Source organism: Hanstruepera ponticola (genome assembly GCF_012931685.1).
In the GTDB taxonomy this organism is placed as follows: Bacteria; Bacteroidota; Bacteroidia; order Flavobacteriales; family Flavobacteriaceae; genus Hanstruepera; species Hanstruepera ponticola.
The window spans coordinates 139,071-163,782 of record NZ_JABANC010000004.1 but is presented as its reverse complement, the minus strand read 5'-3'; the positions used below and the strand labels follow the sequence as shown (position 1 = coordinate 163,782).

25 protein-coding genes and 1 other RNA gene are annotated in these 24,712 nt (G+C 34.5%); 13 read left to right on the top strand and 13 right to left on the bottom strand.

Annotation, left to right across the window (positions count from 1 at the left end):
• The first annotated feature begins 130 nt into the window (after window positions 1-130).
• From ytxJ to HGK31_RS11210, 4 genes are all read left to right on the top strand, one after another.
• Window positions 131-520, top strand: coding sequence for a bacillithiol system redox-active protein YtxJ (gene ytxJ, locus HGK31_RS11225; protein WP_191859979.1), 390 nt, complete (start codon window positions 131-133; stop codon window positions 518-520).
• A gap of 219 nt (window positions 521-739) precedes the next feature.
• Window positions 740-2,557 carry a M2 family metallopeptidase gene (locus HGK31_RS11220; protein ID WP_191859977.1) on the top strand — a complete coding sequence of 606 codons (1,818 nt, stop codon included), beginning with the start codon at window positions 740-742 and terminating at the stop codon, window positions 2,555-2,557.
• 156 nt (window positions 2,558-2,713) lie between these two features.
• The gene (locus HGK31_RS11215) at window positions 2,714-3,247 is read left to right on the top strand and encodes a hypothetical protein (RefSeq protein WP_191859975.1); all 534 of its coding nucleotides are present in this window, start codon (window positions 2,714-2,716) and stop codon (window positions 3,245-3,247) included.
• A gap of 32 nt (window positions 3,248-3,279) precedes the next feature.
• Entirely contained in the window at window positions 3,280-3,840 is a 561-nt protein-coding gene (locus tag HGK31_RS11210; RefSeq protein WP_191859974.1) for a DUF1643 domain-containing protein, read from the top strand.
• 198 nt (window positions 3,841-4,038) lie between these two features.
• On the opposite strand, the gene fahA is transcribed toward HGK31_RS11210, so the two are convergent.
• Window positions 4,039-5,331 carry a fumarylacetoacetase gene (fahA, locus tag HGK31_RS11205; RefSeq protein ID WP_191859972.1) on the bottom strand — a complete coding sequence of 431 codons (1,293 nt, stop codon included), beginning with the start codon at window positions 5,329-5,331 and terminating at the stop codon, window positions 4,039-4,041.
• A gap of 202 nt (window positions 5,332-5,533) precedes the next feature.
• On the opposite strand from fahA, the gene glyA reads away from it, so the two are divergent.
• Entirely contained in the window at window positions 5,534-6,805 is a 1,272-nt protein-coding gene (glyA, locus tag HGK31_RS11200) for a serine hydroxymethyltransferase (protein ID WP_191859970.1), read from the top strand.
• A 52-nt stretch (window positions 6,806-6,857) separates the two neighbouring features.
• On the opposite strand, the gene HGK31_RS11195 is transcribed toward glyA, so the two are convergent.
• The 4 genes from HGK31_RS11195 to HGK31_RS11180 all read right to left on the bottom strand — a co-directional run bounded on the left by HGK31_RS11195 (window position 6,858) and on the right by HGK31_RS11180 (window position 10,449).
• On the bottom strand, window positions 6,858-7,301 hold the full coding sequence (locus HGK31_RS11195) for a nuclear transport factor 2 family protein (protein ID WP_104736073.1): 444 nt from the start codon (window positions 7,299-7,301) through the stop codon (window positions 6,858-6,860).
• A 92-nt stretch (window positions 7,302-7,393) separates the two neighbouring features.
• On the bottom strand, window positions 7,394-8,959 hold the full coding sequence (locus tag HGK31_RS11190) for a hypothetical protein (RefSeq protein ID WP_191859968.1): 1,566 nt from the start codon (window positions 8,957-8,959) through the stop codon (window positions 7,394-7,396).
• A 66-nt stretch (window positions 8,960-9,025) separates the two neighbouring features.
• On the bottom strand, window positions 9,026-9,409 hold the full coding sequence (locus HGK31_RS11185) for an acyl-CoA thioesterase (protein WP_191859966.1): 384 nt from the start codon (window positions 9,407-9,409) through the stop codon (window positions 9,026-9,028).
• Window positions 9,410-9,417: 8 nt separating this feature from the next.
• Window positions 9,418-10,449, bottom strand: a complete 1,032-nt coding sequence (locus HGK31_RS11180) for a glutaminyl-peptide cyclotransferase (protein WP_191859964.1) — start codon at window positions 10,447-10,449, stop codon at window positions 9,418-9,420.
• Between the two features lie 91 nt (window positions 10,450-10,540).
• Between HGK31_RS11180 and ffs the strand changes: the two genes are divergently transcribed.
• The 3 genes from ffs (at window position 10,541) to fsa (ending at window position 12,255) form a co-directional block, all read left to right on the top strand.
• Window positions 10,541-10,639, top strand: an RNA gene (gene ffs / locus HGK31_RS11175) — signal recognition particle sRNA small type.
• Window positions 10,640-10,695: 56 nt separating this feature from the next.
• Window positions 10,696-11,499 carry an SDR family oxidoreductase gene (locus HGK31_RS11170; RefSeq protein ID WP_191859962.1) on the top strand — a complete coding sequence of 268 codons (804 nt, stop codon included), beginning with the start codon at window positions 10,696-10,698 and terminating at the stop codon, window positions 11,497-11,499.
• 102 nt (window positions 11,500-11,601) lie between these two features.
• Window positions 11,602-12,255 (top strand): fructose-6-phosphate aldolase, encoded by a 654-nt coding sequence (gene fsa, locus HGK31_RS11165; protein ID WP_191859960.1) that lies wholly within the window; start codon window positions 11,602-11,604, stop codon window positions 12,253-12,255.
• Between the two features lie 67 nt (window positions 12,256-12,322).
• On the opposite strand, the gene HGK31_RS11160 is transcribed toward fsa, so the two are convergent.
• Window positions 12,323-13,765, bottom strand: a complete 1,443-nt coding sequence (locus tag HGK31_RS11160; RefSeq protein ID WP_233451078.1) for a TlpA family protein disulfide reductase — start codon at window positions 13,763-13,765, stop codon at window positions 12,323-12,325.
• Window positions 13,766-13,913: 148 nt separating this feature from the next.
• On the opposite strand from HGK31_RS11160, the gene HGK31_RS11155 reads away from it, so the two are divergent.
• The gene (locus tag HGK31_RS11155; protein WP_104736066.1) at window positions 13,914-15,539 is read left to right on the top strand and encodes an ABC-F family ATP-binding cassette domain-containing protein; all 1,626 of its coding nucleotides are present in this window, start codon (window positions 13,914-13,916) and stop codon (window positions 15,537-15,539) included.
• 52 nt (window positions 15,540-15,591) lie between these two features.
• Here the strand turns inward: HGK31_RS11155 and HGK31_RS11150 are convergent, their stop codons facing one another.
• The gene (locus HGK31_RS11150; RefSeq protein ID WP_104736065.1) at window positions 15,592-15,825 is read right to left on the bottom strand and encodes a putative signal transducing protein; all 234 of its coding nucleotides are present in this window, start codon (window positions 15,823-15,825) and stop codon (window positions 15,592-15,594) included.
• Between the two features lie 174 nt (window positions 15,826-15,999).
• On the opposite strand from HGK31_RS11150, the gene HGK31_RS11145 reads away from it, so the two are divergent.
• Window positions 16,000-16,191, top strand: a complete 192-nt coding sequence (locus HGK31_RS11145) for a cold-shock protein (RefSeq protein ID WP_104736064.1) — start codon at window positions 16,000-16,002, stop codon at window positions 16,189-16,191.
• Between the two features lie 75 nt (window positions 16,192-16,266).
• On the opposite strand, the gene pheT is transcribed toward HGK31_RS11145, so the two are convergent.
• A complete protein-coding gene (pheT, locus tag HGK31_RS11140) occupies window positions 16,267-18,693 on the bottom strand; it encodes a phenylalanine--tRNA ligase subunit beta (RefSeq protein WP_191859958.1) in 2,427 nt (808 codons plus the stop codon).
• Window positions 18,694-18,789: 96 nt separating this feature from the next.
• On the opposite strand from pheT, the gene HGK31_RS11135 reads away from it, so the two are divergent.
• From HGK31_RS11135 to HGK31_RS11125, 3 genes are all read left to right on the top strand, one after another.
• Window positions 18,790-19,017, top strand: coding sequence for a hypothetical protein (locus HGK31_RS11135; protein ID WP_191859956.1), 228 nt, complete (start codon window positions 18,790-18,792; stop codon window positions 19,015-19,017).
• A 17-nt stretch (window positions 19,018-19,034) separates the two neighbouring features.
• A complete protein-coding gene (locus tag HGK31_RS11130) occupies window positions 19,035-19,619 on the top strand; it encodes a hypothetical protein (RefSeq protein WP_191859955.1) in 585 nt (194 codons plus the stop codon).
• A gap of 98 nt (window positions 19,620-19,717) precedes the next feature.
• The gene (locus HGK31_RS11125; RefSeq protein WP_191859952.1) at window positions 19,718-20,950 is read left to right on the top strand and encodes a peroxiredoxin family protein; all 1,233 of its coding nucleotides are present in this window, start codon (window positions 19,718-19,720) and stop codon (window positions 20,948-20,950) included.
• 142 nt (window positions 20,951-21,092) lie between these two features.
• Here HGK31_RS11125 and HGK31_RS11120 read toward each other — a convergent pair whose 3' ends face one another.
• From HGK31_RS11120 to HGK31_RS11100, 5 genes are all read right to left on the bottom strand, one after another.
• The gene (locus HGK31_RS11120) at window positions 21,093-22,568 is read right to left on the bottom strand and encodes a cryptochrome/photolyase family protein (RefSeq protein ID WP_191859950.1); all 1,476 of its coding nucleotides are present in this window, start codon (window positions 22,566-22,568) and stop codon (window positions 21,093-21,095) included.
• Complete coding sequence (locus HGK31_RS11115; RefSeq protein ID WP_104736057.1) at window positions 22,565-22,696, bottom strand: DUF2256 domain-containing protein; 132 nt, start codon at window positions 22,694-22,696, stop codon at window positions 22,565-22,567. Before HGK31_RS11115 ends, HGK31_RS11120 begins: the two co-directional genes overlap by 4 nt.
• Window positions 22,693-23,325, bottom strand: a complete 633-nt coding sequence (locus HGK31_RS11110) for a flavin reductase family protein (protein ID WP_191859948.1) — start codon at window positions 23,323-23,325, stop codon at window positions 22,693-22,695. Before HGK31_RS11110 ends, HGK31_RS11115 begins: the two co-directional genes overlap by 4 nt.
• Window positions 23,326-23,340: 15 nt before the next feature.
• Complete coding sequence (locus HGK31_RS11105; RefSeq protein WP_317169736.1) at window positions 23,341-24,297, bottom strand: FAD-binding domain-containing protein; 957 nt, start codon at window positions 24,295-24,297, stop codon at window positions 23,341-23,343.
• A gap of 143 nt (window positions 24,298-24,440) precedes the next feature.
• Window positions 24,441-24,710: a TIGR03643 family protein gene (locus HGK31_RS11100; protein WP_191859946.1), complete on the bottom strand. Its 270-nt coding sequence runs from the start codon at window positions 24,708-24,710 to the stop codon at window positions 24,441-24,443.
• Between the last annotated feature and the right edge of the window lie 2 nt (window positions 24,711-24,712).

Genomic DNA, 24,712 nt, shown 5'->3' with positions numbered 1-24,712 from the left:
GACAAAATGTCCGATAAAAGCAGATGAACAGTGACGTTTAGTCAGTTGTAAGATTTTAAAAACTTAACGACTTAAATGATTCTAAAGGTAGATTCCGTATCAAGTACGGAATGATAGAAAATGAAATTTTATGGGCATTTTAAACAAATTATTTGGTGGTTCAGCTGAATCTAAAGAAGAAAAACAACTACCATGGATTCCGTTAAACGATATCCAGCAACTGCAACATATAACCGAAAAATCTAAAACCAAAACACAGGTTATCTTTAAGCACTCTACACGCTGCGGTATTAGCCGTATGGTAATGAATCAGTTTGTGGAAAGCTATGATTTAAATGAAAAGGACTTGGACTTGTATTATTTGGATTTGTTGTCTTATCGGGATGTATCCAACGAAGTAGGTTATACATTTCAAGTTATGCACGAGTCACCACAGCTATTGGTGATTAAAAATGGTGTGACCGTAGCACATTCTAGTCATGGTGCCATAAATACTGTGGATTTACAAAAATTTGTTTAGATCCTATTCGTTCATTCGAGTGAATTTCAACATTTTTTATGATTGAAATTTGTATCGAGAATAAGAATTTAGACTTACAAAATACTTTTCGATATAATTTTTCTGCGATAAATTACTCGAACTGACGTATGTGCTTTATTTTTATTTTCTAAAAGGCATAAATACCAAAATCCAGCTATTTTTCGTAATTTCAGCAGTCTAATCAAAAAAACTCTTGAAATGAAAAATACATTCCTGTTGTTTGCTCTATTAATAATTGTTGCGAGCTGTAAAAAAGAAGTAAAACAAGAGGTCACTAAAGATAGTATCCAAGCAGACGTTAATGCTTTCTTGGATAATTACACCCAGAACTTCACTAGGTTATATTACAATTCATCTTTAGCGGAATGGGATGCGAATACTAGAATTGTTGCAGGTGACACAACTAATGCTTACAAAGTACAGCAGGCAAACGAAGCCTTTGCTAAATTTACAGGAAGTACTGAAAATATTGAAAAAACCCGAAAATTTTTAGAGAATAAAGACAGTCTGGATATTGTACAAGTTCGTCAATTGAATACCATTTTGTATGCTGCAGCTAATAATCCAGAAACGGTTTCAGAATTGGTGTCCAAACGTATTGCAGCCGAAAATGCCCAAAATGAAACTTTGTTTGGATTCGATTTTCAGGTAGATGGGAAATCGGTAACCACAGGAGAAATTGATGCTGTAATGCGCGAGTCTTCAAATTTAAAGGAACGCCTGGCTAATTGGGAAAGTTCAAAAGCAGTCGGTAAGTATCTAAAGGAAGGTTTAGGAAATTTACGAAACTTACGCAACGAAACCGTTCAAGCTTTGGGTTATGATGATTATTTTTCCTATCAGTTATCTGATTATGGTATGAATCGTAAGGAGATGCTTCAAGAAATGAATCAAATGGTGAAAGAAGTCTGGCCCTTATATCGTGAATTACATACTTGGGCACGATACGAATTGGCTAAAAAATATAAACAAGAAGTTCCTGAATACATACCAGCACATTGGTTGCCAAATCGTTGGGGACAAGATTGGAGTGCTTTAGTTAATGTGGAAGGATTAGATATTGATGGTGCTTTAGAAGATAAAGACCCAGAATGGATTGTAAAAGAAGGTGAGAATTTTTACAAGAGTATAGGTTTTGATGCCTTGCCACAAAGTTTTTATGAAAAATCGAGCATGTATCCATTGCCTGAAGATGCTACTTATAAAAAGAATAATCATGCTTCAGCATGGCACATGAATCTGGAAAACGATTTGCGTTGCCTGATGAGTGTTGAACCAACAGCCGAGTACTACGAAACCATTCACCATGAACTAGGACATATTTATTATTTTCAAGCCTATACCAATCCCGATGTGCCACCATTGTTGCGTAATGGTGCCAATAGAGGGTATCATGAAGCTATTGGTAGTTTGTTAGGTTTAGCTGCCATGCAAAAACCGTTTTTAGCCGAAAAAGGACTGGTAGATGCCAATACGAAAATTGATGAAACTCAAAACCTATTAAAAGAGGCTTTAAACTATGTGGTGTTTTTACCATTTTCTGCGGGTGTAATGACGGAGTTTGAAAACGCGCTTTATGCCGAAAACCTCTCCCAAGACCAATTTAATGCCAAGTGGTGGGAACTCGCTAAAAAATACCAAGGCATGGTACCACCAACCGATAGAGGTGAGGCATATTGTGATGCTGCCTCTAAAACGCATATTAATAACGATGCTGCACAGTACTACGATTATGCAGTTTCCTATATTTTATTATTTCAGTTTCACGACCACATTGCTAAAAACATCTTAAACCAAGATCCACATGCTACTAACTATTATGGCAGTAAAGAGGTAGGTAACTTTTTAAAAGGTGTGTTGGAAGTAGGAGCTAACTGCGATTGGCGTGAGCTGTTGCAAAGTAAGATTGGTAGCGGTATGAGCGCTAAACCCATGCTCGATTATTTTGAACCCTTAATGACTTATTTACAGGAGCAGAATAAAGGGCGTAAATACACTTTGCCAGAAACATTTTAGAGGAATAAAATTACGTACACGTACGTATTGACTTTCTAATATGAAAAATCTAACTTCGCTTACTTGTGCTGAACTTGGTTTCAGTATCACAAGATATAAATCATTAAAACGAATTATATCATCGCGTTGTGCATAATGCCGAACATTAAACTAAATATGAAAATTTTAAAAACAGTAACAACTTTTTTGATTCTATTTTTTGTATTAGTAATCAATGCTCAAGCTAAAAAAGTGCCGAATTACTTTGGAGAAGATACTATGATGACCTTAACTGAAAAGCACGAATTCAATAAGGTTTTTTATGTTGATTCTTACAAAATCATTGTAGTTCAGCAAATTTACATTAATGTCTCTGGAAAAGACCAAAGAGTCATCCATTTTGGTATAGACGCCAATGAAAATGGTGTACTTGAAGTAGATGAAGCAACTAATACGGAATATGCTGATTTAAATTATTCCAGCAATCTTCAAAAACCTTTATATCTCGGAAGTATGGAAAATGATAAATACATACAAGATTTTTATTTAATTCATCAAAGTTATGAAGATGGAGTAGGTTCTTCTTTCAGTGTAGTAGAATATAATGGATATGACTCTGATGAAAATGGAGAAATTTCAGAAAATGAGAAGAATGAAGACCGTGAATTTCATTATCAAGAGAGAAATGGATTTACAGGTTGGGGTTCTTAAAATGTTGAACTAAAACTAACACATATCTTAAAATGACCAAGCCGACATATAAATATCCTGCTTTCGTGACAAACGTGGATTTGAGAAGCAATAACGGTAAAAGATATTGGCTGAATTTAGAAATAGATAAAAACAAATCAGACCGAATTATAGTCATACTCAAAAATCCAAGTAAAGCTGACAAAATAATTTCGGATAAAACAGTTTTTAACGTTTCAAGTTATATTTACCGAAACCAAGAAAAGTATTCGGAATTGAACAATGTTGGGAACATTATTATTTTAAACTTAATGCCTCATTATTTGACTGACTCAAGTCGACTAAAAGAATTTAAGGAAACAATATTTGACCAAGAAAACATTCGGACTTTGAATGAGTATTGCGGTAAAAATAAGAATGTGATAATTGCTTGGGGAAATCACCCAAGCGGACTTTACTACGAATATGAAAAACTAAAAGAAGAAACGAAAAAAGTCTTGACCAAAAACAACAATCAAGTTTTCTACGTTGATAAAATGACTAACGCTGGAAACCCGAAACATGGACAAGTTTGGGGCTATGAAAATGAATTAAAAAAAGTAATTGAATTATAAAAGCATTATCACAACATTGGCTGTAAACAATTGCTATTGTAGGCTTATTCTGAAAATTCCTGCGGAATTTTTAGCTTTTCGTGTAATTGCAAAAGTTCGAGCTAACCCACGCAACTGCTCATAGCCACGACCGATAAGCGTAATAACCAAAAACTCCCAAGTTTTAATTTGGGAGTTTTTTATGTATTAAAGTTAAAATTACTTACTCTTTTTTGGGTTATACACTGGTAATAACTGTGTAGATACTTCACCAAAACCAATACGTGTTCCATCTTTTTCACAGTGGCCACGCATAATAACCGTATCGTAATCGTTTATAAATTTTCGTTCTGAACCATCATTCATTTTTAATGGTTTTTCGCCACGCCAAGTCAGTTCCAACATAGACCCAAAAGAGTCTGGTGTTGGTCCAGATATCGTACCACTTCCCATCATGTCTCCAGAATTTACTGGGCAACCGTTTACAGTATGGTGTGCCAATTGTTGGCACATATTCCAATACATATATTTAAAGTTGGAGTTACTCACAACCGTTTCTTTTGCTTTTTTAGGCTTAATGGCTACTTCCAAATTAATATCATAACTCTTTTTGCCTTTATATTGTAAGTACGGTAGTTGTGGTTTTAAGGGTTTAGGACTTTCCACGCGGTAAGGCTCCAAGGCATCCAAGGTCACAATCCATGGTGAAATGGATGAGGCAAAGTTTTTTGCCAAGAATGGTCCTAGTGGTACATACTCCCATTTTTGGATATCACGAGCGGACCAGTCGTTAAATAGTACCAGTCCAAAAATATACTCTTCGGCTTCTTCAATTGGAATCGGTTCACCCAAGTCGTTTGCATCTGTTGTAATAAAGGCCATTTCCAATTCAAAATCCACCAACTTACTTGGTCCAAAAACAGGCATGTCACTATCTGCAGGTAAGGTTTGACCTTGTGGTCTATGTACAGGTATTCCAGAAGGAATAATCGAACTGCTTCTACCATGGTAACCTACAGGAATATGTAACCAGTTTGGCATTAAAGCGTTTTCCGGATCACGGAACATGGTGCCAACATTAGTTGCGTGCTCAATACTCGAGTAAAAATCGGTATAATCACCAATTTGCACAGGGAGTTGCATTTCAATTTCATCTAAACGAAACAGAACAATTTCCTTATGCTGCTTATTGTTTTTAAGTGTATGGTTTTCAGCATCAAAAATCTGTGCTATACGGTTTCTTACTGAACGCCATGTTTTTCTACCATCAGCAATAAAATCATTTAAAGAATCTTGTAGAAAGATATCATCGGTTAACGGAATACCCTCAAAATAGCCTAATTGATGTAAGGCGCCCAAATCAATGGCTGTATCACCAATTCGTGTTCCAATGGTAATAATATCGTCACGCGTTAAAAACACGCCAAACGGAATATTTTGAATAGGAAAATCAGAATTTTTATCGACATGTAACCAAGACTTTCTATCTGGATTGTTGGCTGAAAGTGGCATAGTATTGTATTAATTTAATGGTTGATAAATCTAGTCAAACCTACATAACTTTTTATTTTTAAACTAATTTTAATCATAAAATATAGGCTCGATGAAGTTATTTACAACTGTGCAAAACTTCTTGGAGTAAATATATGTTTTTTGAAGAATTAAACTAATGGTTTTATTATTTTTGACTTCGATTTAACTATAACCAAAATTTATGCAACGCGACGAACAAATTTTTGAATTGATAGCGGCTGAAAAAGAACGTCAGCTTCACGGTATAGAACTTATTGCATCGGAGAATTTTGTCAGTGACCAAGTGATGGAAGCAGCAGGTTCTGTATTAACTAATAAATATGCCGAAGGCTATCCAGGAAAACGCTATTATGGCGGCTGTGAGGTGGTTGATGAAGTTGAACAATTAGCCATTGATAGAGCTAAAACCTTGTTTAATGCCGAATATGTAAACGTACAGCCACATTCGGGAAGTCAGGCCAATACAGCTGTGTTTGCTGCTTGCCTAAAACCGGGTGATACTATTTTGGGTTTTGATTTGTCGCATGGAGGACATTTAACCCATGGGTCGCCTGTTAATTTTTCTGGAAAATTATATAATCCGGTTTTTTATGGCGTAAAAAAAGAAACAGGTATTATAGATTATGATCACGTTGCAGAAATGGTTGAAAAGCATAAACCAAAATTAATTATTGCTGGTGCTTCGGCTTATTCGCGTGATATGGACTTTAAACGTTTCCGTGAGATAGCAGACTCAATTGGTGCGATTTTGTTGGCTGATATTTCACATCCAGCAGGATTAATAGCTAAAGGGATTTTAAGCGATCCGTTACCACATTGCCATATTGTTACCACAACAACACATAAAACCTTAAGAGGCCCACGTGGAGGAATGATTATGATGGGTCAGGATTTTGATAATCCGTTTGGTTTGACATTGAAAAACGGCAATCTAAAGAAAATGTCAACCCTCTTGAATTCAGCTGTTTTTCCAGGAAATCAAGGTGGACCACTAGAGCATATAATTGCGGCTAAAGCCATTGCTTTTGGTGAAGCATTAACAGATGATTTTATGCATTACATGCTTCAGGTAAAGAAAAATGCTGCTGCTATGGCAGAAGCCTTTGTAAAACGCGATTATCATATTATTTCCAACGGAAGCGATAATCACATGATGTTGATTGATTTAAGAAACAAAAATATTAGTGGTAAAGATGCCGAAGAAGCTTTGGTTAAGGCTGATATTACAGTAAATAAAAACATGGTTCCTTTTGATGATAAGAGTCCATTTGTAACTTCTGGAATTCGTGTGGGAACACCAGCCATTACAACTCGTGGCTTGAAAGAAGATGATATGGAGGCTATCGTAGCGCTTATTGATGAGGTAATTATGAATTATGAAGATGATGCGACATTAGAAACGATTGCAGGAAAGGTGAATGCCATGATGCAGAATTTGCCGTTGTTTGCTTAATAACAACATAACTATAATTAAAAAAACCTGCTTAAGAGCAGGTTTTTTTAATTTAAGACTTTTCCTCATAAGGGCCTTCCCAGAGCACTTGTTCTATCATCCATTTATCACCACGTTTGGAGAGAAGAATATAATCAATTCCCCACCACGCAGTAACTTTGGCTGCTGCAATGGTGTTACCTATATTCAATACCTCAACTTGTTTAGGTGCGTCAGGTTTTGGAAATTTCTTTTTTGCCTTTACATTGTCAGCAAAGGCTAGTGCCTGGTCAAAAGACATGTGATCAACTTGTTTGTATTCACCTGTATCTTTATTTTTCCAGAACCCAAATTTGTTGAGTTCAGGTTGTAGACTTGCTTTTAGTTTTGCTGTATCACCTTCGTAAAACCCTTCAATGTAATTGTAGCAAGCTTTTTCAACCAATTCTTTATTGGTTTGAGAATGGCCAATTGCCATTCCTGTTATTAGTAAAGCGAGTGTAATAAATTTTTCCATACTGTTCGTTAGTTTGATTAAAATTAAGCATCATTTGATGCGTAATAAAAGTAACTATTTAAACAGTAAGTAGTTGTTAACGAGACGTTAATCTAAAACATGATGTGTTGATAGGCACCAGAATCTGGATTTGGTGAGGTAGGTCGTGGTTCTCTCAAGATATCAAATTGGGTTGTACCATTGACAAATATGGGGTTCCCTATTTCAACAGCACCGGAATTCTCACCAATTATGAGTTTATTGTTTTCAGTATCCATGAAATCGGGATCTTCATTGAATATATTGGCTTCGTATAAGGCTGTATTGTCAAAATCGTAGTTGTCATCTGTAAAATTGTTGTTAGGATCAGAAAAACGAATTAGACAATTAGTAAACTTAAACTCAAAAAGAACCGGATTTGAATTGTCGTTTAGTTCATCTAAAATCAATTCAGGATTGTCATTTCCGTAAATAATACAGTTATTAAAATTGGCTTCGGTTAGGTCTGCAATAATGGTTGCTTCTGGTGTTTCTGTAAAATTATTCAGTAATAGGGCAGGGAATTGCCTGAAACTATTACGCCAGTAATTGGCAATAGTACAATGAGTAAAATTATATTTACCTCCTAAAGTTCCAGCAAATGAAGACTGTCCTGAATTATTGATAACTACATTTTCACCTGTGATTGATGTGTTTCTTCCTAGAATTCCAAAGTTACTGGAGTTGTAAATTTGTGAATTGGTAATAGTTAGTTTCGCATTGGTTTCATCAGGTTCGCCATCGCTTAAAATACCAACGCCAGCATTTTTGATAGTTGCGTAATTGATGATATTATTGACACTGCCTTCAAATAGCCAAATTGTACCCCATTGTCCTGGCACATCACTAAAGGCAGGTTCTAGCCTGTCACCTTCAAAAATAACTTCGTTTTCTAAAAGTTCTTGGTCGTCACTATAATCACCGTTGACTTGTAGGGAAGCACCTTCTGATACTAAAATTCCTGAATTAGCGTGAAAATGTACGCGTGCACCTGCTTCAACAGTTAAAATTTCGCCGTTGGGAACAGCAGCATAACCATAAATAACATATGGACGTTCATTGGTAAATGTAAATTCATCAGGCATGAGATAACGACCTTGAATGTCAGTTTCTACTTGTTCGCCACCAATATTTAAGGTAAGTGTCTCAATAATACCCGTTGTATTATCACGATCAGGATAGATAAAAACAGCATCTTTTACAAGTGTCACTAAATCAACATCTTGACTGTTGGCTCCTGAATCAAATTCAATTTTATCAGTATAAAGAAATTCACCATTGGTATTAGGTAAATTATCAATATCAATGGTTGTTTCAATAAAAACAAACATACTGTCCTTTGCTAAAATCTCAACATTTTGAAAAGATTTTCCAGGCATGCCATCAACATTTAATCGGTATTCAGAATCTTCACCTCGTGCTAAACGAATTGTGGGAATACTAATATCATCACTACTACGATTATATACTTTTAGGGTATAGGTGCTAGAACCAATATTAGTAAACACCGTATCGAGATATACGGTGTCTTTTGAAAACTCCAAGTTGCCAGTACTAGGCGAAAATTCCAAGTCTTTTCTGCAGGAACTTAATGTTGCCAATAAAGCAAAAGTAACAAATGCGTAAATGAAATGTTTCATGAGAAGTTTTCGGTTTGTTCAAAAATATAACTTTTGAATTGATGATTTCGTATGAAGGCTTTAAAATTATTCAAATAAATTTTTGATTGTTTCAGATATTCTGGTGGGTTTTAAGTTGGTTTTGTTCATGAAACACCATTTGGTCTCTGATTTTGCCAAAAGTATGTCATTTTTATAAAATTCAACCATTCGTGTAGATGTCACGCCTTCTGAATTCATAACGTAAGTTTTGATAGTCACGGTATCATTTAAAACGGCTGGTTGCTTGTATTGAATGTGGTGCGATAACACGACCCAAAAATGGTTATTTAAAACAGTTTCTGAAGCCCGATGCACCCAGTGCTTTTCAGCAATATCCTGCACCCACTGAACATAGCGTACATTATTAACATGGTTGAGACTGTCTAAATCATCAGCTGTTACTTTTTTAATGATTTCAAAAGTTTGCATGGCATGATTTATTTTTCAACAATTTCCACTTCAAATAATTTATCCCAATACTTTCCGGTTACAAACAAGGTTTTGGTGTCTGTGTTATAGGCAATACCATTGAGGACATCCAGTCTGGGGTGTTGCGTAACTTTGTTCCTCAACGATGTAAAATCAATAACGCCATCAACGGCTCCATTTTTTGGGTTGATGATGGCAACACCATTCTTATTCCAGCGGTTAGCATATATTTTACCATTAACCCATTCCAGTTCATTAAGTTCTACGACTTTACCTTTGTTATGGTAAGCTTGAATATAGCCTTCTTCAACGAGTGTTTCAGGATTGAGTGTCCAAATTTTTTCGGTACCATCACTTTTGTAAAGTTTAGAACCATCATTACAAATACCCCAACCTTCTAAACTGTTTCCGTATTTAAAGCTACCTGTTTTCTCAAAAGTGTCAATATCATAAACAAAACCAGTACCTTTTTTCCAGGTTAATTGATAAATTTTATTATTTAGAATGGTAATGCCTTCACCAAAATATTCATTGGCTAAATCAATACTCTTCAGGACTTCTCCAGTTTTATAATCTACCTTACGAAGTTTAGATTCACGGTATTGTCCAGTTCCTTCATAAAGCTCACCATTATAGAACTCCAATCCTTGGGTATAAGAGCGGATATCGTGAGGATATTCATTGAGAATATTAAAGGTATATATTTTAGGTGATTGGTTATTTAAAACGGTTATAGATTCAGTAATACTGGTTGATTCACCTTCTAATTTAAAACTAGCTATTATTTCATGGGTTCCTAAATTTACATCCGTAATATTAGTCGCAGCAGAAATAGGATTGCCATCAAGGGTGTAAGTTACACCTTGGATCTCATGATTTTTTGGATTTTTTAAGGATAATTCTAATTTATCACCAAGCGCAATAGCATTGTTTGCAGAATTGGTTGTAATAGTAATATCTTTTTTTAACTCGCTCACATCGGTGCTACAGGAAGCTAGAGCAAGGCTTAAAAATATGATTGTAAGTGACTTATAAATCATGGTGTTTTTCTAATTATTTTGAGCAAGATATTTATTAAAATTCAGTTTAAAAAATCATTGCGTTAAATTTAAAAGATTGTATCTTTGCACTCGGCAAGTCCTACACAACCAGCTCCTGCTGAATCCTCCAGGGCGGGAACGCAGCAAAGGTAAGTGGTCGTAGCGGTGTGATGTAGGTAGCTTGCCTTTTTTTGTACCCTTAACTTTCCTTTTTTATTGTACTTTTGAAACTCGAAATTCTATTTTATGTCTAAAGTTGTATTAATTACAGGAGGTTCTTCTGGAATAGGTAAATCGGTCGGTGAATTTTTAAGTGATAAGGGTTTTGTTGTATATGGAACCAGTCGTTCACCAGAGAAGTACGTGACTAGTAAATTTCCCATTGTAGGATTGGATGTTACCAAGCCAGAAACTATTGTAACAGCTATTAATCAAGTGGTTGAAAAATCAGGAAAGATAGATGTATTAATTAACAATGCTGGTGTTGGTATTACTGGGCCAATTGAAGAAATTCCTGAAGCTGAAATAAAAAATAACTTTGAGACCAATTTTTTTGGACCTATTAATGTTATAAAAGCCGTTTTGCCGTATATGCGTGAGCAACAATCGGGTTTAATTATAAATGTAACGTCAATTGCAGGTTATATGGGCTTGCCGTATCGTGGTATTTATAGTGCTAGTAAAGGTGCATTGGAGCTGGTAACGGAAGCTTTTAGAATGGAATTAAAACCCTTCAATATTCAAATGACTAATATAGCTCCTGGCGATTTTGCAACCAATATTGCATCTGGTCGTTATCATGCACCTGTTTTGGCTGGTTCACCGTATAAAGAAACCTACGGAAAATCTCTGAAATTGATGAATGAACATGTGGATGCAGGTAAAGATCCTTTGGAAATGGCTAAAGCTATTCTAGCTATTATCAACACATCTAAACCCAAAGTACATTATAAAGTAGGCGAGTTTATGCAAAAATTCTCTATTGTGCTTAAACGTATTCTCCCAGATACCGTTTATGAAAAAATGCTGATGAATCATTATAAGTTATAGTCTGTAATTTGTTAACTATTTTTAATAAAAAGACATGATAAAAACTTCTATTTAATTGTACTTTTGCACTATAAACAACACAACTTATAACAAATAATTTTTATGAAATTTTTTATTGATACGGCTAATTTAGACCAGATTCGTGAAGCCCAAGATTTAGGTGTCCTTGATGGTGTAACTACCAATCCATCTTTAATGGCTAAAGAGGGTATTACAGGCCATGATAATATTATGAAACACTATGTTGATATCTGCAATATTGTAGATGGTGATGTAAGCGCCGAAGTAATTGCGACTGATTTTGATAGGATGATTCGTGAAGGTGAAGCATTGTCTGAATTGCATGAGCAAATAGTGGTTAAATTGCCAATGATTAAAGATGGTGTAAAGGCTTGTAAATACTTTTCAGATAAAGGTATTAAGACAAACGTAACTTTGGTGTTTTCTGCTGGTCAAGCTTTATTGGCAGCCAAAGCTGGAGCAACGTATGTGTCACCATTTATAGGTCGTTTGGATGATATATCAACTGACGGTTTAAACCTGATTGCTGAAATCCGTCATATATATGATAATTATGCATTTGATACTGAAATTTTAGCAGCTTCTGTTCGTCACACGATGCATGTTATTGACTGTGCTAAATTAGGTGCTGATGTTATGACTGGCCCATTAAGTGCAATTGAAGGCTTATTAAAGCATCCATTAACAGATATTGGATTAGCGAAATTTTTGGAAGACTTTAAAAAAGGGAATTAAATAAATTATAAAACGCATAAAAAAAAGCCTCAATCTTTATTGAGGCTTTTTGATTTTATAAATGCATTTAGTTATTGAGTAATCCTAATAATTCTTCCTCAAACCGTATGTTGAACATACTCGTATGGGCATTAACTATTTTGCCTTTCTCATCAATTATCATAACCTTATTTATCGGAGATATCGCTAATTTATATTTAGCCTCTTTTGGGTTTGCTAATAAATACTCATTATCAGTATTGTAGCGATATTGTTTGATGACATTGCGCCACAATTTGATATCGTCATTATTTACATTTATGGCTATAAAGTCTATTTCTGGGTATTTGAGTTTAAGCTCATCAGCTTTTTTATGACTATCAATATGCGATCTATAAGTTGAAGACCAAAAATATATCACAGATGGATTTTTAATTTTAGAATTCAAACTAAATTGATTTCCATTGGCATCAATAACACCAACTTTTGGCAGCATATTGCCAGATTTTAAATCTTTTAAAGATTTTACAATGTTTGATACATAGCGCTGATGTTCTGTATTTGAGTTTTTATTGACAAAGGACTCTAATAAAGCATCATAATTATCAACATCCTTACTGTTCGTGATATATTCAATAGCTGTTTGGGCCAATAACGAGTTTCTAATAGAATCATTAACCACTAAACTATCTATGAGTCTTAATCGAATCATGTTGTAATCAAAAGACTTGACATTGTAAACGCTATCATTTGAATTTTTAAAGTGTTCAGTTAAAGCGATATTTTCAAAATGATGTTTTAAAAACGAATAGTATGGGAAATAGTCCATTAAATTACAATAGTTGTAATCTATTTGCTTTCTGTAATCATAAAATCCTTTAGGGAGTGATTCAAAATTTCTTTTTTCACTTTGGGAATAATTGACAAATGGATAAACCTCCTTACTTAAATAATAATCATAATTTATAGTGCCTTCTATCAATTCATTAAAAAATGGTGATGTAGAATTATTGCCTTTAAATGCTTTAAGCTTTTTGAGTTTGTGATCTCTTATTGAATCTAGCAGGCGTTCAAATTCATCAGCTGGTAGTTGACTATATCCTAATATGATTTTATCTTCAACTTCACCATCCAAAAAGAGATTGATTAAATAATTATTCTTTTTAGCACCAACACCTGTATAAACCAATGATTCGTCAAACTCAAGGGTGTTTAAGCGAAACATAATACTGTCTTTGGGTTCCAATAATACCATTTGAAATTCTAACCCTTCTGCAGCAGGTAGCTTAAAGGTATAGAGGCCATCTTCCAATTGCTTAATTTTGTATAAAAAACGATTGTTAGCGTCTAGAGTAACAGTATCAAGAATTTGTTCAGATTTGGATAGGATAACAAAGTTCTTCTTTGGGTTGATAATTTCACCGCCCAAATATGCATAATTGTCATCTTTCTCCTTTGTGTCATCTTTACATGATACAAAACTTAAAGCCATAAAAAGTACTAGGCTTAACCGTTTTATAAATCCCATCATAGTTATATATAGCATATATTCTTGTAACAAAAATAGATGTTGTGATTAATAAGTCTTGTTAATACGTTGTTAAATATTAATTACAAAGGTTTTACTTCACTTTATGGCAGTAATTTTCTACTTTTGCAAAAAATTTAAAGAATAAGATATGTTATCAGTTTCTAATTTATCAGTCCAATTTGGTAAGCGCATACTTTTTGATGAGGTTAGTACCAGTTTTAATCAAGGTAATTGTTACGGAATCATAGGTGCCAATGGTGCAGGAAAATCTACATTTTTGAAGATTTTAGCAGGAAAACAAGAGCCAACCTCTGGTCAGGTGCATCTAGAACCTGGGAAACGCATGTCAGTTCTTGAACAAAATCATAATTTGTATGATGAGCACACAGTGCTTGAAACGGTTATTATGGGAAACAAGCCGCTGTTTAAGATAAAAACAGAAATTGATGCACTTTATGCCGATTACACGGACGAGAACGCCGAAAAGATTGGTGAACTTCAAGTTGAATTTGAAGAAATGAATGGATGGAACGCAGATAGCGATGCAGCTTCCTTATTATCTAATTTAGGTATTTCAGAAGATTCACACTATTCATTAATGAAAGATTTAGATGGAAAGCAAAAAGTTAGAGTGCTTTTAGCACAAGCGCTTTTTGGAAATCCTGATGTGCTTATTATGGATGAGCCTACCAATGATTTGGATTACGAAACTATTTCATGGTTGGAAAACTTTTTAGCAAATTATGACAACTGTGTAATTGTGGTATCGCATGATCGCCACTTTTTAGATGCTGTTTGTACGCACATTTCTGATATTGATTTTGGAAAAATCAACCACTTTTCTGGAAACTATACGTTTTGGTATGAATCATCGCAATTAGCCGCTAGACAACATGCGCAACAGAATAAAAAGGCTGAAGAAAAGAAAAAAGAACTTGAAGAGTTTATCCGTCGTTTCTCGGCTAACGTGGCAAAAAGTAAACAGGCTACCAGTAGAAAGAAGATGATTGATAAATTGAATATTTCAGAAATTAGACGTACCAGTCGTCGTTATCCTGCTATTATTTTTGAGCGTGAACGTGAAGCTGGTGATCAAATTTTAAATGTTGAAGGTTTAGCAGCTTCTTTAGATGGTGAAACTTTATTTAGAGATGTGGATTTAAATTTGGCAAAAGGTGATAAAGTTGTAGTGTTTTCAAAAGATTCAAGAGCTACAACAGCTTTTTATGAAGTTTTAAATAATAATCAAAAAGCAGACTCTGGTAAATTTGCTTGGGGAATTACTACAAATCAATCATACTTACCATTAGACAATAGTGCGTTTTTTGAAAATAATTTAACTCTAGTAGATTGGTTGCGTCAATGGGCTAAAACAGAAGAAGAACGAGAAGAAGTTTATATTAGAGGATTTTTAGGTAAAATGATATTTAGTGGAGAAGAGGCTTTGAAAAAGTCTAATGTGTTATCAGGAGGTGAAAAGGTACGTTGTATGTTAAGCCGTATGATGATGATGCGTGCCAATGTATTGATGTTGGATGAACCTACGAACCACTTGGATTTAGAAAGTATTACGGCTTTTAACAATTCCTTGAAAAATTTCAAAGGAACTGTCTTATTTACTACTCATGACCACGAGTTTGCTCAAACGGTTGCAAACAGAGTTGTGGAATTGACACCAAATGGTGTTATTGATAGATATACCACTTTTGATGAATACATGCAAGATGCAAAAATAAAAGAGCTACGAAATAAAATGTATGCCGTTACCGTATAATTGGCAGTAAAAAAAATAAATATAAGACCTTGGAGCAGGCTTCAAGGTTTTTTTATGCTTCCAATTCAGATTTTACACTCTCAACAACAGGTAGAGCATTTGCTAACTCATCAGCATTGACATAAATATCCTGATAACCTGGAACCGAAGATCCAAAACCAGCTAGTCTGGCAGATTCAGTTTCATCCTTAACAATAGCAGTAATGCCAAGGGCATCCAATTTGTCCACAATGAGTTGTGCAACGATAAAACTTCCGGTATATATTTTTCTATAATTTGAATCCATGTTATAGTAGTTTGCTTTCTACTAAAGATACGAAAATTATAGACAATTTATCTGAACTTTATATATTTTTATAATCGGTTGAGAGTGCGATAATTAAAAAATAACCGTAAAAAAACGTGTATATAATTTTATTCGACTATATTTGTGCTTTATTAAAATTTTTAAATTATTACAATGAGTAAAGGAACAGTAAAATTCTTCAACGATTCTAAAGGATTTGGATTTATCGTAGAAGATGACACAAACAAAGAACATTTTGTTCACATTTCTGGATTGATCGACGAAGTTCGTGAAGGTGATGCAGTAGAATTCGATCTTACAGAAGGTAGAAAAGGAATGAACGCAGTAAACGTTAAAGTATTATAATATATATTTTAAACTTATTGAAAAACAAAAGCCTCGATTATTCGAGGCTTTTTTCATTTATAATAAGTTAGTTTTTTATCTTAATTCCGCACCAAGTTGTTTCTCAAAATTAGCTTGAAGTTTATTCATGATTTTATCAATTTGCTTATCGGTAAGTGTTTTGTTCTCGTCTTGTAACGTAAAACTCACTGCGTAACTCTTTTTGCCGGCAGGCAAGTTTTTTCCTTCATATACATCAAACAGATTTACGTCTTTTAGTAAGTTCTTTTCTGTTTGATTAGCAATGGCATCAATTTCGGCAAATGATACAGAGTCATCCAACAATAATGCAAAATCTCGTCGTACTTCAGGGTATTTAGGAATGCTTTTAAAAGTAACGTTGTTGGTTTTTGCCAGAGTTACCATATTATCCCAGTTAATATTTGCAAAAAGCACATTTTGAGAAATACCAAAATGTTTTAGAATAGATTTTTTTACCAATCCAAACTCTACAAGTACCATCTTTTTTTGGGATAGTTTCAAGCCTTCACTAAACACATTGGAGGTTATGGGTGCGGCTTTTATATTTAAGATTCCCAATCTAGAAATGAGAGATTCAACAGTTCCTTTTAAATAATAAAAATCACTCGGCTGTACAGGAGTGTTCCAGCGCTCGGTTTGCCTGTTGCCAGTAACAAAAAGCGCTAAATGTTTTGGCTCTTCACGTTTATCTTGGTAGGTGTGGTAGGTTTTACCAAACTCAAACAATTTTAAATTGTCTCGTTTTCTGTTAATATTATGACGTACACTTTCTAATCCAGAAAACAACATAGATTGTCTTAAAACACTTAAATCATTACTCAACGGATTGAGCATTTCTACATTGTGCTCTGGATTTAAATCAGCATCTAAACTCACATATTCTGGAGTAGTCAAGGAGTTTGTCATGGTTTCATAAAAACCCTGTGAAGCCAATTGGTTGCCAACAATATTCTGTAATTTGTAATCTTCAAATCGCGATGTATTTGAAATAGATGCATTTAATTTTTCGGTTGTATTAATGTTATTATAACCATAAACACGTAAAATTTCCTCAATAACATCTGCCTCGCGTTGTACATCATTTCTAAATGAGGGAACGGTGAGTCCCAAACCCGTTTCAGTCACGTTATTGATTTTTATGTCTAATGACATCAAAATGCGTTTTATAACTTCACGTGGGATTTCTTCTCCAATCAATTTTTTAGCATTTTCAAAACTTAAGCGTACTTGAAAGTCTTCAATTTTATTGGGATATATATCTACAATATCACTAGTAATCTCACCACCAGTTAATTCTTCAATTAATAACGCAGCACGTTTTAAGGCGTATTCGGTAATATTAGGGTCAATTCCACGTTCAAATCGGAACGAGGCATCAGTGTTTAAAGCATGTCTTTTAGCTGTTTTTCGAATGCTAACAGGATCAAAATAAGCGCTTTCAAGAAAAATGCTGGTAGTTTCTTCCGTAACACCAGAATCCAATCCGCCAAAAACACCTGCAATGCACATGGGGTTTTCAGCATTACATATCATCAGGTCATCCTCATGCAACTCACGTTCAACACCGTCAAGCGTTGTAAATTTAGTCCCTGCTTTTAAAGTTTTGACCTCAATTTTATTACCTGTTATTTTAGCTGCATCAAAAGCGTGAAGTGGTTGTCCTAATTCATGTAAAACATAATTAGTAATATCAACTACATTATTAATAGGAACTAGGCCAATGGCTTTTAATCTATTTTGAATCCAGGCAGGCGACTCGCCAACTTTTAAACCCGAAATGGTTACACCACAATAACGTGGTGCTAAATTTTTATTTTTAACTTCAACATCAATTTTAAGGGCTCTATTGTCAACATGAAAAGCACTTACTGATGGCGTTATTAATTCTAAATTAATATCTTTTTGTAATAATCCAGCTTTTAAATCGCGAGCAACACCATAGTGACTCATAGCATCAGCTCTGTTGGGTGTTAAGCCAATTTCATATACAGTATCATTCTCTACGTCATAAAGTTCTGAACCTAAAGTTCCGACCTTGGTTTTTGAGTCTAGTACTAAAATACCATCGTGAGAGGTTCCAAGTCCTAATTCATCCTCGGCACAAATCATTCCATGGCTTTCTTCGCCTCGAATTTTTCCTTTTTTTATTTTCCATGCCTCACCTTCAGCAGTATAGAGAGTGGTTCCTATAGTTGCAACCAAAACTTTCTGACCAGCAGCTACATTTGGTGCGCCACATACAATTTGAAGTGTTTCATCAGTGCCAATATTTACGGTAGTGACCTTTAAACGATCGGCATTAGTATGCTGTTCACAGGTTAAAACTTCGCCAACCACGATACCTTCTAAAGCACCTTTTATTGATTGAAATGGTGTAACACCTTCTACCTCAAGACCTAAATCCGTTAAAAGTTCACTAATTTGTTCGGTATTCCAATCAGTTTTAATAAATTGCTTAATCCAATTAAGAGAAATCTTCATGTATAGATGCTATTTAAGTGTGCAAAGATAAAATATTGCTACTAGCATTCAAACATTGCCATAAAAATTGTAATTTTATTGCAACAATAAATTAACATGAAGCAATTTTCTAAATTTTTAATAATATTAGTAGCTCTAGGCTTTTGGTCTTGTAGGGATACTAAAGAGGTTGAAGAAACCGTTGAAACTGAAATACAACAAGAAGAGTCTGTAAATGAGACTGATGGTAAAAACCTAGAAAGTGATTTGCAGGAAGCTTCAGAAGAATTGGATAAAGAAGTTAAGGAACTAGAGAGTGCCTTAAAAGAACTCGATACTATTTAAGAACTAAAAAATGAATTATGAAGAATTTTAAAAGCATATTATTCGCAGTGTTACTGGTAGCGTTTGTTGGTAATACTGTACAAGCTCAAGAAAAGACAAAAGACGTTAGAAAAGAAGCGTCAAACAAAAAGATTGAAAATAATATAAATGCAGATGCGGCACAAGATGCTAAAATGCAAGAAATGTTCAAAAAAGCTAAAGCCGAAGCTACTACTGCCGAAGAACGCGCCATGATTGAGAAAAAGCGTATAGCTTATGAGCAATCTAGAGCTAACAATGGCAAAGCTTATGGAAAAAATAAAGGCGAGCTAGAAGGAAAAGAATTTGGTCAGGAGCGTGCAGCTTTATCCAAGAAAAAACTTTATGAAGCTTACAATGAAACACGTGCAGCTGAAGCAACAATTAATGAAAGCAGTGTGAGAATTAAAATGGCCAGAGAGCGATTGGAAGCAAATAAATCAACAATGACAGCTGATGAATTAGCTAGTAAAGAAGCTAAAATCTCTACTGCCGAAAAAGAACTAAAGGATGCTAGACAAGCATTGGAAAATCAGCGTAAATTAATTAAAGAAAAGCACGAATCTTTAGGTTCTGATAATTAATAGTTACAAAAATCAACAAGTCAAAAGGTGTTAATATGTTTAGCACCTTTTTTTGTTGCAAATATTTTTTGTTTCTTCGATTAAAATCAAAAAATAGCATGAGGTATCTATTCATTTACCTATTAGCAATAGGTGTAGTTTCTTGTAAAAATGATAGTAAATTAGTGTCAAACAATGAGGCTAACATTTTAACTCAAGGGACATATCGTGTTTCTCTTGATGTTGCAGAAGACATTCAACTTCCATTCATCATGGAAGTACTAACGCCCAATACCGCAAAAATTTATAATGCTGATGAAGAAATAGTGGTAGATGAAATTTCTTATGAAAACGACTCGGTCTATATAAAAACACCGGTTTTTCAAGGGTATATGGTTGCAAAAATTCTTGATGATCAATCGCTAAATGGAACTTTTGTTAAAGCCGATTTAAACCGTTTTGTACCTTTTAGTGCCATGTTAAGTGAAACGCGTTTTCCAGATGAGGTAAAGGCGCAATTTGATGTTACTGGAAACTGGGAAACTGTCTTTAGCCCAAATTCTGAAGCAGACCGTTATATAGCCAAAGGTAGTTTTAAGCAAAAAGGAAACACCGTTACAGGAACATTTGAGACAACTACTGGTGATTATCGTTTTTTAGAAGGTGTAGTTGCTGGTAATGAGCTTAAACTCTCTACGTTTGATGGCGCTCACGCCTTTTTATTTACTGCCACTGTAACCGATTCGACCATGACAGGCATTTTTTATTCAGGAAATCACTGGCAGGAACCATTTGTAGCCAAGCGCAATGCAAATTATGAATTACCTGATGCCGAAGGGTTAACCTATTTAAAAGAAGGGTTTGATAAAGTTAGTTTTAGTTTTCCCGATGCAGCTGGTAATACAGTATCCTTGGAGGATGACCGTTTTAAGGATAAAGTGGTTTTAGTCCAAATTATGGGAACCTGGTGTCCAAATTGCCTTGATGAAAGCAAGTATTTCACAGATTATTACAAACAGCACAAGGATAAAGGATTAGAAATAGTAGCACTAGCCTTTGAATATGTAAAAACCGAAGAAAAGGCCTTTAGAAATATCAACCGATTAAAAGATCGTTTAGATATAGACTATACCATTCTATTGGCTCAATATGGTACGTCAAGTAAATCTAAAGCGCAAGAAAAACTGCCTATGCTCAACCATATATTAAGCTACCCAACAACTATTTTTATTGATAAAAAAGGCGAAGTACGAAAAATACATACAGGTTTTAACGGTCCAGCTACGGGAGAAAAATACACTCAATATACAACAGAATTTGAGGGGTTTGTAAATGGTTTATTAGCCGAGTAATTGGTGTTACGCTTATCGACTTGATATAAATCGTTTTAATGTTTTATTTCTCATGATACTGAAACCAAGTTCAGCACAAGTAAGCGAAGTTAGAATTTAGAAGTCAAAAAATCAATACGTACATATGCGTAATTTTCAATAGTTATAAACTATCTAGAAAGTCATTGGCTGCTTTAAAATGGGCTTCTTTTTTATCATCAGAGAGTCTTTTGAGATTGTGGTACATCATACTGGTTCTTGGGTTTGATTCAAATACCTTTTGATGTTCATGTACAAATCGCCAAAAAAGCCCATCCCAAATGGTTTCCCATTTACTGCCACCACTATAATTGCTCATTTTTTTTATGTAGTTTGAACTGGACAAATATGGTTTCGTAGCAAAGGTGCCACCATCGGCAAATTGGCTCATACTATACACATTAGGCACCATAACCCAATCATAGGCATCAATGAACAATTCCATAAACCATTGGTAAACCGCATCGGGATGAAACTCGCACAAAAGCATAAAATTTCCTAAAATCATCAAACGTTCAATATGGTGGCAGTAACCTGTTTTTAAGACTTTTTTTATAGTGTCGTCAACTGGTTCAATACCTGTAGAGCCCTCGTAAAAGGAATTTGGAATACGGCGTTTAAAACCCCAAAAATTTTTAGTTCTTGCAAAAGAACCTTTAAGTTCATACATACCTCTCATAAATTCTCGCCAACCTATAATTTGCCTGATAAATCCTTCGGTAGAGTTTATAGGGATGTTTTCTTCTAGACTAAATTGTAAGGTTTTGTCTATAATGGTGTGCGGTGAAATCAAACCCACATTAAGCATGGGTGTTAAAACACTGTGGTTTAAAAAAATCTCCGCTTTTAATATGGCATCTTCATAAATACCAAAGTCATAAAAACGATATTCTAAAAACTGTTGCAGCCAATTCAACGATTCTTCATGTGTAATAGGGTATAAGCGTTGTTTGGAAATGTTGCCCGGATTTTTTTTAAAATGTGTTTGCGTATACGTTACTGCCTTTTCCCAATAGCTAGAAGATTCCGGATAATGAATGTTTGGAGGTGTTTTGTCTTTTGGATATTTTTTTCTGTTTTCTGTATCATATGTCCATTTACCACCTTCTGGATTGTCGTCTTCATCTATTAAAATATTCCGTTTTTTACGCTGTTGTTTGTAAAAGGTGGTTTGGGAAAAGGACTTTTTTTCGGGTTTAAAAAAGTGTTTTAAATCAGATTTAGTATTTATGAATAAAGGGTTGTTATAACTAACTAATTCACAATCATTTAGTATAGAATGTATGTGTTTTTCAAGCCAATTATCAACAGGGTCAATAATATGTATTTCAGTAGTGCCTTGTTCAATGAGAGTAGCTATTAAATTTCGGATATCTGAATTGTCGTCTGTAGCTTCAATATAAACAACTTCTTTATTTTTATTCTCTAAAAAATCTTTGTAATAAAGCATGCTTGCCCTATGAAAGGCAATTTTTTGTTTATGGAAAGCATATTGTGAAAAAAACAAATATTCTTCAACAAGATATATCGGGTAATCATTATCTAATAAAGGAGACTCTGAAAAAAGTTGATTAGGAAAAAGAATATTGACTGCTTTCATGGTTTATGTTTTCTACATTTTTGACTACAATATTTAACCTGTTCCCAGTCCTTTTGCCATTTTTTACGCCAGTTAAAAGGCCGTTGGCAAGTCAGACATATTTTAGATGGTAGCTCGCTTTTTTTCATTCGAAATCAGGCAATTCATTCGTGCGAACATAAGGATAGGTTGCTAAATTATGAAGTCTATAATAACTATTAAGACCCGAAATACCAGCAGATTGCGTGCTAGCTAAATCAATTTGACCTAATTCATTAATAGTTTCATCTGGAACATCTAATAAAACAACAGAACCAATAACAAAGATACAGCCATTAGGCAATGGAATACTTTCTAAATGTTTCATGCCAATTTTTATCGGGCTTTGCGTCACAAAAGGCGCATGAAAATTATCTATAAATGATTTGTCAATGTGCATAGCATCAAATTCAGAATGGTGTTTCTCAAGTTTTGCTGATGTGTAATGCGCTTTTTTAGTAAAGGTTTCAGATATGCTGTTAATGGTGTAGTATTTAGTTTCCAAAATGTTGGCATAGGTGTCTTTGGGACTAATTGGGTTTTGCGGACGCATTATAAATCCTAGTTGTGCAGGATGTGATCCCAAATGCACCACCGAAGAAAAAATGGCAACGTTATCCGTGCCATCTAGTGCCCGTGTTCCTATTAAATTGGCTGGCTTAATGCCAGTAATAGAATTTATAAGGTTTAGCCTGAACTTGCGTTCTAAATTAGTAATATCAGTATCGTTTATTCTCATAAGGTAATTACAATGTTATTCCTGCCATTTAGATTTAAGTTCTTTTTTTGCATGTTTCCAAAAGGCAAAAAAGGATTGATATGATGTAGTCTCTTTGGTCATCCAGTCTCTTGGGTCTTTGTTTCCTTTGTAATGGGCGTTTGTTGGATGTTCTTTATAAAAAATATTGTGGTCATCTACACGTTCTAGTAGTTCTTCAAAGCTACCGACCATGATTTTAATACCAGATATGTTTTTTGATAAATTAATTACAAATTCTATGCATGGATTACTTACAGGAAATGCATCAAACAGTCGAGGTTCAAGAAGCAGGATACGTTGAGCGTCCTCATCTTTTCGCCAAAAAGGATCTAAATTATAATAATTGTAAATCAGTGTTTTTTGGTTTGACTTTAAGCTTGGATGTTCAATTTGAGGGAGACTAGTATAAAGCTCTAACCTTGTGGTTTCTGTTAAAACTTTGGGAACATCAAGATTTACAATGTTTTCATAACTAACATCTAAAAACGTGTTTTGTTGATTGCTATAAAAGTATTTGTTGATGTTATCTTGATTAGCGTAGTATTTCTTATTGGCGTTCGTGCCAGCGACCCATTGCCAGCTTAAGCTGTTACTTGCTAAATCACCATCTAATAAATGGTAATACAGCCATTGAGAAGGTTTAAGCCAATGGGATTGCGCCATATTACAACATAAAGAAGCGACATACATACGCATATGATTATGCATATAGCCTGTTTCAAACAAGTGTTCTATGGCGTGGTCTATTTCTATTATACCTGTATTGGCACTAACAACAGCCCTTGAAATCTGATAATTGGATACAGGGTTTTGTACGTGTTTTAAATCTCTAAAAATAGTATCACCTTTAGTATTCCAAGCGAGTTGCCAGTAATCTCGCCAAGCCAATTCTTGAATGAGTTTCTCTGAAGAAGACCAAGAAATATTTAGCGATTTCAGATAGTTAAACACATATGCTGTTGAAATTACCCCTCTCGAGATATAAGGACTTAAATACGTAAGTCGGCCATCTTTATAGTTTCTTGTGGCTGCATATTGAATGGGGTCAATACCTTCAATACGTGATTGGATAGCTGTTATGTCTGTCGGGAAATCTATCTTTTTGAAATCTTGTTATTAGAAATAGACCGTTGGCGAGAACACTTAAAACGAGTTACGGAATCATTTCGTTTTTTTAAATGCTTTTGACTTATACCACTGTTCACGCGTTTTCGCCATAATTTAAAAGAACTTGGCTTCAGTTCTTTACGCATGATTTTGATGACATCAGATTCAACTAAATTAAATTGAAATTTTATGGCTTCAAAAGGCGTTCGATCTTCCCAGGCCATTTCAATCACTCTATCCAATTCTCTTGCCGTCATAG

Coding starts and splice junctions, on each gene's coding strand:
- HGK31_RS11160 (WP_233451078.1), bottom strand. CDS start 13,765: ATGATGGGATTTATAAAACGGTTAAGCCTAGTACTTTTTATGGCTTTA.
- HGK31_RS11100 (WP_191859946.1), bottom strand. CDS start 24,710: ATGACGGCAAGAGAATTGGATAGAGTGATTGAAATGGCCTGGGAAGAT.
- HGK31_RS11170 (WP_191859962.1), top strand. CDS start 10,696: ATGTCTAAAGTTGTATTAATTACAGGAGGTTCTTCTGGAATAGGTAAA.
- HGK31_RS11120 (WP_191859950.1), bottom strand. CDS start 22,568: ATGAAAGCAGTCAATATTCTTTTTCCTAATCAACTTTTTTCAGAGTCT.
- HGK31_RS11155 (WP_104736066.1), top strand. CDS start 13,914: ATGTTATCAGTTTCTAATTTATCAGTCCAATTTGGTAAGCGCATACTT.
- HGK31_RS11115 (WP_104736057.1), bottom strand. CDS start 22,696: ATGAAAAAAAGCGAGCTACCATCTAAAATATGTCTGACTTGCCAACGG.
- fsa (WP_191859960.1), top strand. CDS start 11,602: ATGAAATTTTTTATTGATACGGCTAATTTAGACCAGATTCGTGAAGCC.
- HGK31_RS11210 (WP_191859974.1), top strand. CDS start 3,280: ATGACCAAGCCGACATATAAATATCCTGCTTTCGTGACAAACGTGGAT.
- HGK31_RS11125 (WP_191859952.1), top strand. CDS start 19,718: ATGAGGTATCTATTCATTTACCTATTAGCAATAGGTGTAGTTTCTTGT.
- HGK31_RS11150 (WP_104736065.1), bottom strand. CDS start 15,825: ATGGATTCAAATTATAGAAAAATATATACCGGAAGTTTTATCGTTGCA.
- HGK31_RS11145 (WP_104736064.1), top strand. CDS start 16,000: ATGAGTAAAGGAACAGTAAAATTCTTCAACGATTCTAAAGGATTTGGA.
- fahA (WP_191859972.1), bottom strand. CDS start 5,331: ATGCCACTTTCAGCCAACAATCCAGATAGAAAGTCTTGGTTACATGTC.
- HGK31_RS11180 (WP_191859964.1), bottom strand. CDS start 10,449: ATGATTTATAAGTCACTTACAATCATATTTTTAAGCCTTGCTCTAGCT.
- HGK31_RS11220 (WP_191859977.1), top strand. CDS start 740: ATGAAAAATACATTCCTGTTGTTTGCTCTATTAATAATTGTTGCGAGC.
- HGK31_RS11195 (WP_104736073.1), bottom strand. CDS start 7,301: ATGGAAAAATTTATTACACTCGCTTTACTAATAACAGGAATGGCAATT.
- HGK31_RS11135 (WP_191859956.1), top strand. CDS start 18,790: ATGAAGCAATTTTCTAAATTTTTAATAATATTAGTAGCTCTAGGCTTT.
- glyA (WP_191859970.1), top strand. CDS start 5,534: ATGCAACGCGACGAACAAATTTTTGAATTGATAGCGGCTGAAAAAGAA.
- ytxJ (WP_191859979.1), top strand. CDS start 131: ATGGGCATTTTAAACAAATTATTTGGTGGTTCAGCTGAATCTAAAGAA.
- HGK31_RS11185 (WP_191859966.1), bottom strand. CDS start 9,409: ATGCAAACTTTTGAAATCATTAAAAAAGTAACAGCTGATGATTTAGAC.
- pheT (WP_191859958.1), bottom strand. CDS start 18,693: ATGAAGATTTCTCTTAATTGGATTAAGCAATTTATTAAAACTGATTGG.
- HGK31_RS11130 (WP_191859955.1), top strand. CDS start 19,035: ATGAAGAATTTTAAAAGCATATTATTCGCAGTGTTACTGGTAGCGTTT.
- HGK31_RS11215 (WP_191859975.1), top strand. CDS start 2,714: ATGAAAATTTTAAAAACAGTAACAACTTTTTTGATTCTATTTTTTGTA.
- HGK31_RS11110 (WP_191859948.1), bottom strand. CDS start 23,325: ATGAGAATAAACGATACTGATATTACTAATTTAGAACGCAAGTTCAGG.
- HGK31_RS11190 (WP_191859968.1), bottom strand. CDS start 8,959: ATGAAACATTTCATTTACGCATTTGTTACTTTTGCTTTATTGGCAACA.